Source organism: Deinococcus carri (genome assembly GCF_039545055.1).
GTDB lineage: Bacteria > Deinococcota > Deinococci > Deinococcales > Deinococcaceae > Deinococcus > Deinococcus carri.
In genome coordinates this window covers 74,069-82,209 of the sequence record NZ_BAABRP010000014.1, presented here as the reverse complement: position 1 = coordinate 82,209, position 8,141 = coordinate 74,069, and the positions used below count along the sequence as shown (strand labels likewise).

The window sequence follows — 8,141 nt, the reverse complement described above, 5'->3', positions numbered from 1 at the left end:
CGGCACAAGTAGCGTTGCTTGCCGGTGTGGGCGTGACCGTTTTTGACGGTGTAGACGCCACCGCACGCTGGGCAGTCAGGACCGTTCATGCTTCATTGAACTCCCGTCATGCCCTGAACGCCACTACTACTCGCCTGCATAATTTGACTTCCCCTGCATCCCACGCTATATTCTTCTTATCACCGCCCGCGGAGGCGGCTTTTTTTGTTCCCCGCGCCCCCGGTCTATCCTGCGGGGCATGAGTGACGCCTTTCGCACCGTGTACGGAACCGTGCAGCCCCTGGACTGGCTGTGCCTCGCGCCCCACCCGGACGACGCCGAGATAGGCGCGGGCGGCACGCTGATTCGCCTCGCGCGGGAGGGCCGGGCGGTGGGCATCCTGGAAATGTCGCGCGGCGAGCGGGGCACCCTGGGCACCCCGGAGGAGCGCGAGGCCGAGTGTGTGGCGGCGGCGGGCATCCTGGGGCTGAGCTGGCGCGGGCAACTGGGTTTGCCGGACGGCGGCCTGGCCGATACGCCGCAGGGCGCGGCGGCTCTGGCGACCGTGCTGCGCGCGGTGCGGCCCCGCGTGCTGGTCGTGCCGCATCACCGGGACCGCCACCCGGACCACTTCGGCACCTACCACCTCGCCAGGCGGGCGCTGCACCTCGCCGCCCTGCGCAAGGAAGACCTGGCGGGCGAACCCCACCGCGTCCCGCGTGTGCTGCTGTACCAGGGCAACGCCGACATTCACGCGACCCTGCTGGTGGACATCGGCGCGGTGATGGCGGACTGGGAAGCGGCCATCCGCGCCCATACCAGCCAGTTCAGCGGCACCTACGTCTCCGAAACCGTCACGCCCGAAATCGTGGAGCGCCGCCGCGCCCGCCTGATGTACTGGGGCACCTTCGCCCGCGTGCGCTATGCCGAGGCGTTCGAGATGGAAGACCCGCTGCTGGTGGACCCGCTCGCGCTGTGAGGGGAGGGGTCAGGGCAGTTGGCCTGATACGGATTCCGTCCAATTCCTGAACAGTCGGGAGGACACCGCCTGTTCATCCATCTCCCGAAATCCGCCCTTGTTCCTTCTCCCTCTGGTCGGATTTCTGGGTGTTTTCAACACCCTTCAATCGGAATCATTCTCACTCCGGCTCCGCCGCACTCCGCGTCACCGCCCGGCCCGGCCACAGGTAGTACGCCTCGGCCAGCAGGAACACGGCGGCCCCCAGCGTGAACACGCCCGCGGGGCCGAAGCTGGCCCAGGCCACGCCACCCAGCACCGGCCCGGCGGCATAGCCCAGCGCCTCCACCGCCATCACCGTGCCCCAGGCGGCGGCGCGGTGTTCCTGCGGCAGGACCCGGCCCACCAGCCCGTTCCACCCGGCGACAAAGGCCCCGTAGCCCAGCCCCAGCAGCGGCGCGAGCAGCCACAGCCGGGCCTCCAGCCCCGGCAGGGCGGCCACGCCAAAGGTCAGGGCCAGGCCCAGCAGCCCGGGGGTCAGGGCGCGGCGGGGATGCGCCCGGTCGGCCAGGCGACCCGCCGTCCACAAGCACGCGCCAAAGGCCGCCAGTGCCAGCAGCCCTGGCCCCAGCAGGTCCCCCAGCCCCAGCCCCAGCCGGGAGAGCAGCGGGTAAAAGAGCGTGACCAGCAGCCCCGGCGCGAGCGTCTGTGCAAAGGCGGCGGGCAGCAGCACCGCGACCCGCGTCCAGCCCTGCCACATCCCGGCGGGGGGGGACGCCGTCCCCGAGCTGTGCTGGTTAGAGAAGTGCTGGCTAGAAAAGTGCAGCCGCAGCAGGCCCAGCGCCAGCAGCAGCGCCGCCCCCTGTGCCCCCAGCAGCAGCCCCCAGGCCGCGCCGGGCCGCGCCTGCATCAGCGGCCCCACGCCCAACACGCCCCCCAGAATGGCAGGGGCCACGCTGAGGCTGGAGACCGACAGCGCCCGCGCCGTGCGCCCGGGTCGCGCCAGCATCTGCGAGGCACTCATCACACCCGGCCACAGGGCGGCGTAGGTGACGCCCCACAGGGCGCAGCCCACCACGCCCCACAGCGGCGACGGCAGCAGCCGCGTTCCCAGCACCACCAGCAGCCCCAGGCCGCTGCCCAGCGCCAGCACCCGCCCCAGGCCCCAGCGTTCGGTGACCAGGCCCATCGGCCCCTTGGCGAGTGCGTCCGCGAGGTAATGGACGCCCACCATCACGCCGATGACCGCCGTGTTCAGCCCCAGCCCCGGCCCGGCCACAGGCAGCGCCGACACGAAAAAGCCGGTGCGGACCAGTTCGCTGGACAGCAGCAGCGCCAGCAGCCGCAGCATCACCAGGGGACGGGTCCAGAGCATCGGTGTTGATTGTACGGGGCGGGGGTCCGTCCTCAGCCCGGCAATCGTTCGCGCGTTTGCCGCAGCGTCTGTGCCGCCCGGTCCCGCCCCCGCGCCTCCAGCATGTCCCGTTCGGCCTTCAGTCCTTCCCGCTCCTCTTCGGGGATGTGCGGCAGGTTGATGTCCACCGTCAGCAGGGCGGCGTGCAGCGCGCCTTCCAGAATCGCGGCCCCCGCGCCCACGTCGCTGATGACCTCCGCGTGGACCTGCGTGGCGAGCGGCGGGGCGAGGTCCAGCGCCTCCAGGGCGGTGCGGGCGAGCTGGAGCGGCGTCTGCATCGAGGCCTTGCCCGCTGCCGCCAGGGCTTCGTTCTGCTCAGGGCCTTCGGGGAGGCGCGTGGCCTGGACATAGGCCCGGAACGCCCGCACGTCCTCGTCGGCCAGGGTCTGAAGCCGCTCCCGCAGGCTGCCCAGGGTCTGGAGAACGGGCCGCAATGCCTCCGCCGCCGCCTCGCCATTCTTCTTCAGGGTGATGTTCAGGGCCATCTCCAGCAGCGCCGCGCCAAAAGCCGCGGTCAGCGCGGCCGTGGAGCCGCCGCCGGGGGTCGGGGCACCGCTGGCGGCCGCCTGGAGAAGTTCCTGGGCCGGACGCTCCCACAGCGAGGACATGTCCGCACTCTACTTGCGGCATGGGACCTGCGCCATCTTGCCGACGTGCCGGGCCGCGCGCGGCGCTAGCCTGCCCGGCAGGATGCTGCTCACGCTGACCACCACGCCCCAGCCTGCCCGGCCCTTTCCGGCCACCGACCTGGGCTTCCTGCTGCACAAGCACCCGGAGCGCGTGCTGGAGCGCGAGTTGCCCTTTGGCCGCGCGACCGTCTTCTACCCCGAGGCGACGCCCGAAGTCTGCACGGCGGCCCTGCTGCTGGAGGTGGACCCGGTGGCCCTCTCACGCACCACCCGCCCCGGCGAGGGTGCCCCGCTGGAACCCTACGTGAACGACCGGCCGTACGCGGCGGGCAGCTTCCTGGCGGTGGCCCTGCGCGACGCTTTCGGCACGGCCATGACCGGGCGCAGCAAGGACCGGCAGGACCTGGCCGACACGCCCCTGCCGCTGGTGGCCGAGTTGCCCTGCGTGGCGGCGCGTGGTCCAGAGGGTCTGCCCGAGCGGCTGTTCGGTCCCCTCGGGTACGCGGTGGAGGCCGAACCCATCCCCCTCGACCCCCTGTTTCCCGAGTGGGGCGAGCGGCCCTACGTGCGCCTGCGGGTGTCGGGCACGGTGCGGCTGCGCGACCTGCTGGCGCACCTGTACGTGCTGCTCCCCGTGCTGGACGGCCGCAAGCACTACTACCTGAACGAGACTGAGGTGGAAAAGCTTCTGCGCCACGGCGCGGGCTGGCTGGACACCCACCCGGAACGCGACCTCATCACCGGGCGGTTCCTGCGCTTCCGTGAACTGGTGCGCCAGGCCGAGGCCGCCTTCACCCCGGCTGTACCCGAGGAAGAAGGGCCGGAGGAAGAGGAAGCCCCACGTGACCCCCGCCCCCGCCTCCACGACGCCCGCCTGGACCGCGTGGCCGAGGTGCTGAAGGCCAGCGGTGCCGCCCGCGTGCTGGACCTGGGCTGCGGCGAGGGCAAGTTGCTGCGCCGCCTGCTGGAGGTGGGGCAGTTCCGCGAACTCGTCGGCGTGGACGTGAGTGGGCGTGCGCTGGAGATGGCGGCGGACAGGTTGCACCTGAAGGAACGCCCCGAACTCGCGCAGCGGGTGCGCCTGCTTCACGGCAGCCTGGCCTACCGCGACACGCGCCTGCATGGCTTCGACGCTGCTGCCCTGGTGGAAGTCATCGAACACCTCGAACCACACCACCTGGACGCCCTGACCGCGAATGTGTTCGGTGACGCCCGCCCCCGCACGGTGGTGGTGACCACGCCCAACCGCGAATACAACGCGGTCTTTGGCGCGGACGCCGGGATGCGCCACGCCGACCACCGCTTCGAGTGGACGCGGGCCGAGTTCCGGGTGTGGGCCGAGGCGGCCGCCAGCGAGTACGGCTATGCGGTGGGCTTCGAGGACGTGGGGGAGGTTCACGCCGACTACGGGCCAGTGACGCAGATGGCGGTGTTTGCAAAGGACGACCCATGACCCTGCCCCCCATTCTCCCCGTCGGCACCAGCATCGTCACGCGCCTGCCCACAGCCGGACACCCGGCGGGCGCGGTGGCCGTCATCGTTCGCGCGCCCAGCGACCCCGACCATGCCTACCGCGTGCGCTTTCCGGACGGGAGCGAGGTCACGCTGGCCCGCTCCAGCCTGATCGTGCGCCGCCACGAGAAGAACGCCCTGCCGGACGCCGAGCGCGACTACACCCCATTTGTCCAGTACCGCTGCGTGGTGGGCAGCCGCGCCTTCGGGCTGGACACCTCGGAGAGCGACACCGACCTGCGCGGCTTCTACCTGCCCCCGGCGCGCGACCACTGGAGCCTCGCGGGTGTTCCCGAGCAACTGGAGTTCGGCGAGGAAGTGTACTGGGAAGCGCAGAAGTTCGTGCTGCTGGCGCTGAAGGCGAATCCCAACGTGCTGGAGGTGCTGCACAGTCCGCTGGTGCAGACGGCGACGCCGCTGGCCGCCGAACTGCTCGCCATCCGGGGGGCGTTCCTGAGCCGCCTGGTGTACCAGACCTACAACGGCTACGTGATGGGGCAATTCAAGCGGCTGGAAGCCGACCTGCGCCAGCACGGCGAGGTCCGCTGGAAACATGCCATGCACCTGCTGCGGCTGCTGCTGAGCGGTATCGCGGTGCTGGAACGCGGCGAGGTGCAGGTCCATGTGGGCGGGCACCGGGACACCCTGCTGGCCGTGAAGCGTAGCGAGGTGCCCTGGCCCGAACTGGAACGCTGGCGGCTCGCGCTGCACGCCGACTTCGACCGGGCCTATGCCCATACCTCCCTGCCCGAACGGCCCGACTACGCCCGCGCCGAGGCGTGGCTGCTGCGGGCACGGCGGGCGGCGCTGGAGTGGTGAGGGTGACCTGCTCCGCCACCCGGCCTAGCCTTCCCGCAGCCACCCGGCCGACGCCCCCGGCCCCCCTGGCGCTCTACGCTGCCGGGCGGTGAGATGCCATGCGAATCAAATACCCCTCCACCCCCCACCTGCCCTGGTCGCCTGGCCTCCAGAATGACGACCGCCGCATCGCGCACCTGCGTGACCTGACGGGCCGGGAAGTCGTCGTCACCGAGAAGCTGGACGGCGAGAACACCAGCCTCTACCGGGACGACCTGCACGCCCGCAGCCTCGATATGCGCCCGCACCCTTCCCGCACGTGGGTCAAGGCCCTGCGCGGCGGGTTCGGGCACGAGATTCCGCCCGGCTGGCGGCTGTGCGGCGAGAACGTGTACGCCGAACACAGCCTGTCCTACGACGACCTCGAAGGTTACTTCTACCTCTTCAGCGTGTGGGACGACCGGAACGTCAGCCTGAGCTGGGACGACGTGCGGGCCTGGGCGCACCGCCTGGGCCTGCCCACCCCGCGCGAGCTGTACCGGGGGCCATGGGACGAGGCCGCGCTGCGGGGAATCGAGGTGGACCCCGAGCGGATGGAAGGCTACGTGGTGCGCGATGCGGCCGCGATTCCTTACGCCGACTTCGGCACCCGCGTCGCCAAATGGGTGCGGGCCGGGCACGTGCAGACCGACAGCCACTGGATGAGCCGCCCGGTGGTGCCCAACGGCCTGCGGCCCGGCTCCCCGGAGCAGGAGGACGGGGCATGACCAGCTTCGATACCTTCAGCCCCCCGGTCAGGCGAACCGCCCCCCTGCTGCAAAGCCTGCGCGCCGGGCAGCGCGTCTCCTTCGCGGACATCCGGGACGTGCTGGCCCCCGCCGTCCACCTGCTCGACCGGCTGGACACCACGCCGCAGGACACCGAATGGCACGCGGAGGGCAGCGTGGCCGCCCACTCGGCCCTGGTGGTGGAGCGCGCCCACGACCTTGCCGACGAGGCCGCCCTGCGCGGGGATGCCCGCGCCGCCCTGATTCTGGCTGCCGCCCTGCACGACGTGGGCAAGGCCCTCACCACCCGCGAGGAGCGGGACGAGACGGGCCGCGTGCGCCTGCGCTCGCCCCGGCACGCGCGGCGGGGGCGGGACGCGCTGGCCCTCACCCTGCCGGACGCGGGGGTGCCCGCCCGCCTGATTCTGGCCGTGCTGGCGCTGGTGGCGGCCCATCACCGGCTGCACCGGGCCGTGGAGGACCCGCTGGGACGGCAGGTGTGGCTCCTCGCCCGCAGTGTGCCCCTGCCCCTGCTCGTGCTGCTGGCGCGGGCGGATGCACGGGGCCGCGTGGTGATGGGCGGGGACACGGCGCGGGGCGAGGACAGCGCCGACCTGCTTCAGGTGCTGGCCGAGGAACAGGGCCTGTGGTTCACGCCCGGCCCGGACCTGCTCTTTCCCGACCCCTACGTGGCCTGGCGGGAAGAACTGCCCCAGCTGCTGCCCGGTGCCCGCCCGGACCTGCTCCACTTCGCCTTGCTCGCGGGCATCCGCGACTTCGAGGCCGGCCTCATCCACACGCCTCACGAGGCGGCGGCCCGTGCGTACCGCGCAGCCTCCGGCTTTGGGGAACTCACCGTGCTGTGTGGTCCCAGCGGCAGCGGCAAAAGTAGCCTGGCGGCCGACTTCGGGGACGTGGTGGTGTCGCTGGACGGCCTGCGGGCGCAACTGGGCCGCGGCGTGGCCGACCAGACGGTCAACGGGCAGGTCCTTCAGGCCGCGCGGGAGGCGGTGCGGGCGGGGTTGCGCTCCCGGCAGCGTGTGGTCTGGGACGCCACCAACCTGCGTGGGAGCGGCCGGGCCGGTGTGCTGGGCCTGGGCTACGACTACGGTGCCCTGACCCGCATCGTTACCGCCTGGACGCCTGCGGGGGAACTGCCCGCCCGCAACGCCGCCCGCCTCGACCCTGTGCCCCCCGGTGTGCTGGGCCAGCAGCTCCAGAACCTGGAATGGCCGGAGGTGGGCGAGGCCCACGAGGTGCGGTTCGTTACCCCGGACGGCACGGGGCATCCTCCGCAGGAGTTCTTCCCATGCTGACCTTTCCCCCGCAACTCACGGAAGCCGCATACGCGCACCCTTCCCCCCTCGTCTTCGCCACCGTCAGCGGCGCACATCTCTACGGCTTTCCGAGTGCCGACAGCGACTGGGACCTGCGCGGCGTGCATGTCCTGCCCCTGCGCGAGGTGCTGGGCCTGGCCGCCCCCGAGGAGACGCACAGCCTGGAACGCGACGACGGACAGGTCGAACTCGACCTCGTCACCCATGACGCGCGGAAGTTCGCCCGGCTGCTCCTGACCCGCAACGGCTACGTGCTGGAGCAACTGCTCTCGCCGCTGGTCGTTCACACCTCGCCCGCCCACGCCGAACTGGTGGCCCTCGCGCCCCGCTGCCTCACGCGGCACCATGCCCATCACTACCTGGGCTTTACCCGCAACCAGTGGGCACTGCTGGAAAAGGAGGAGGTGCCGCGCGTCAAGCCCCTGCTGTACGCCTTCCGCACCGTCCTGACTGGCCTGCATTTGCTGAGAACTGGGGAAGTGGAGGCAAATCTGGAGGCGCTGAACGTGGAAGCCCGCCTGCCCTTCCTATCCGAACTCATGACCCTGAAGCGGGAAGGGCGTGAGGGGGAACCACTGCCCGAACCGCCTGCCGCCTACCAGCCCGAACACCTGCGCCTCGTGCGTGAGCTGGAAGAAGCGCGGCACATGACGCCTCTGCCCGAGACGGTGGCGGAAGAGGTGACCAGGGCGGTCAGCGACTGGGTGGTGCGGGTGCGGCTTCAGGCGGGTGGTTGACGCTCCGCCA

Annotated in this window: 9 protein-coding genes; 6 read left to right on the top strand and 3 right to left on the bottom strand. The window is 71.5% G+C overall.

The window, feature by feature from the left end:
• Nucleotides 1-89: IS1/IS1595 family N-terminal zinc-binding domain-containing protein (locus tag ABEA67_RS19480; protein ID WP_425557179.1), on the bottom strand; the 89-nt coding region annotated here is incomplete at its 3' end.
• Nucleotides 90-238: 149 nt separating this feature from the next.
• On the opposite strand from ABEA67_RS19480, the gene bshB1 reads away from it, so the two are divergent.
• Entirely contained in the window at nt 239-958 is a 720-nt protein-coding gene (bshB1, locus tag ABEA67_RS14995) for a bacillithiol biosynthesis deacetylase BshB1 (protein WP_345466657.1), read from the top strand.
• A 160-nt stretch (nt 959-1,118) separates the two neighbouring features.
• Here bshB1 and ABEA67_RS14990 read toward each other — a convergent pair whose 3' ends face one another.
• Both ABEA67_RS14990 and ABEA67_RS14985 read right to left on the bottom strand, forming a co-directional pair.
• Nucleotides 1,119-2,312: an MFS transporter gene (locus ABEA67_RS14990; RefSeq protein WP_345466655.1), complete on the bottom strand. Its 1,194-nt coding sequence runs from the start codon at nt 2,310-2,312 to the stop codon at nt 1,119-1,121.
• A gap of 32 nt (nt 2,313-2,344) precedes the next feature.
• Nucleotides 2,345-2,959 carry a cyclodeaminase/cyclohydrolase family protein gene (locus ABEA67_RS14985; protein WP_345466653.1) on the bottom strand — a complete coding sequence of 205 codons (615 nt, stop codon included), beginning with the start codon at nt 2,957-2,959 and terminating at the stop codon, nt 2,345-2,347.
• Nucleotides 2,960-3,041: 82 nt separating this feature from the next.
• On the opposite strand from ABEA67_RS14985, the gene ABEA67_RS14980 reads away from it, so the two are divergent.
• The 5 genes from ABEA67_RS14980 (at nt 3,042) to ABEA67_RS14960 (ending at nt 8,131) form a co-directional block, all read left to right on the top strand.
• The gene (locus ABEA67_RS14980; RefSeq protein ID WP_345466651.1) at nt 3,042-4,433 is read left to right on the top strand and encodes a 3' terminal RNA ribose 2'-O-methyltransferase Hen1; all 1,392 of its coding nucleotides are present in this window, start codon (nt 3,042-3,044) and stop codon (nt 4,431-4,433) included.
• Nucleotides 4,430-5,311 (top strand): nucleotidyltransferase domain-containing protein, encoded by an 882-nt coding sequence (locus ABEA67_RS14975; RefSeq protein WP_345466648.1) that lies wholly within the window; start codon nt 4,430-4,432, stop codon nt 5,309-5,311. Before ABEA67_RS14980 ends, ABEA67_RS14975 begins: the two co-directional genes overlap by 4 nt.
• 98 nt (nt 5,312-5,409) lie before the next feature.
• On the top strand, nt 5,410-6,057 hold the full coding sequence (locus ABEA67_RS14970) for an RNA ligase family protein (protein ID WP_345466646.1): 648 nt from the start codon (nt 5,410-5,412) through the stop codon (nt 6,055-6,057).
• The gene (locus tag ABEA67_RS14965) at nt 6,054-7,373 is read left to right on the top strand and encodes an AAA family ATPase (protein ID WP_345466644.1); all 1,320 of its coding nucleotides are present in this window, start codon (nt 6,054-6,056) and stop codon (nt 7,371-7,373) included. Before ABEA67_RS14970 ends, ABEA67_RS14965 begins: the two co-directional genes overlap by 4 nt.
• Nucleotides 7,367-8,131 carry a nucleotidyltransferase domain-containing protein gene (locus tag ABEA67_RS14960; RefSeq protein WP_345466642.1) on the top strand — a complete coding sequence of 255 codons (765 nt, stop codon included), beginning with the start codon at nt 7,367-7,369 and terminating at the stop codon, nt 8,129-8,131. Before ABEA67_RS14965 ends, ABEA67_RS14960 begins: the two co-directional genes overlap by 7 nt.
• Nucleotides 8,132-8,141 lie beyond the last annotated feature (10 nt).

Bases quoted from the DNA above. Each gene is read 5' to 3' on its own strand.
- ABEA67_RS14990 (WP_345466655.1), bottom strand. From the start codon at position 2,312: ATGCTCTGGACCCGTCCCCTGGTGATGCTGCGGCTGCTGGCGCTGCTG.
- ABEA67_RS14970 (WP_345466646.1), top strand. From the start codon at position 5,410: ATGCGAATCAAATACCCCTCCACCCCCCACCTGCCCTGGTCGCCTGGC.
- ABEA67_RS14980 (WP_345466651.1), top strand. From the start codon at position 3,042: ATGCTGCTCACGCTGACCACCACGCCCCAGCCTGCCCGGCCCTTTCCG.
- ABEA67_RS14975 (WP_345466648.1), top strand. From the start codon at position 4,430: ATGACCCTGCCCCCCATTCTCCCCGTCGGCACCAGCATCGTCACGCGC.
- bshB1 (WP_345466657.1), top strand. From the start codon at position 239: ATGAGTGACGCCTTTCGCACCGTGTACGGAACCGTGCAGCCCCTGGAC.
- ABEA67_RS14985 (WP_345466653.1), bottom strand. From the start codon at position 2,959: ATGTCCTCGCTGTGGGAGCGTCCGGCCCAGGAACTTCTCCAGGCGGCC.
- ABEA67_RS14965 (WP_345466644.1), top strand. From the start codon at position 6,054: ATGACCAGCTTCGATACCTTCAGCCCCCCGGTCAGGCGAACCGCCCCC.
- ABEA67_RS14960 (WP_345466642.1), top strand. From the start codon at position 7,367: ATGCTGACCTTTCCCCCGCAACTCACGGAAGCCGCATACGCGCACCCT.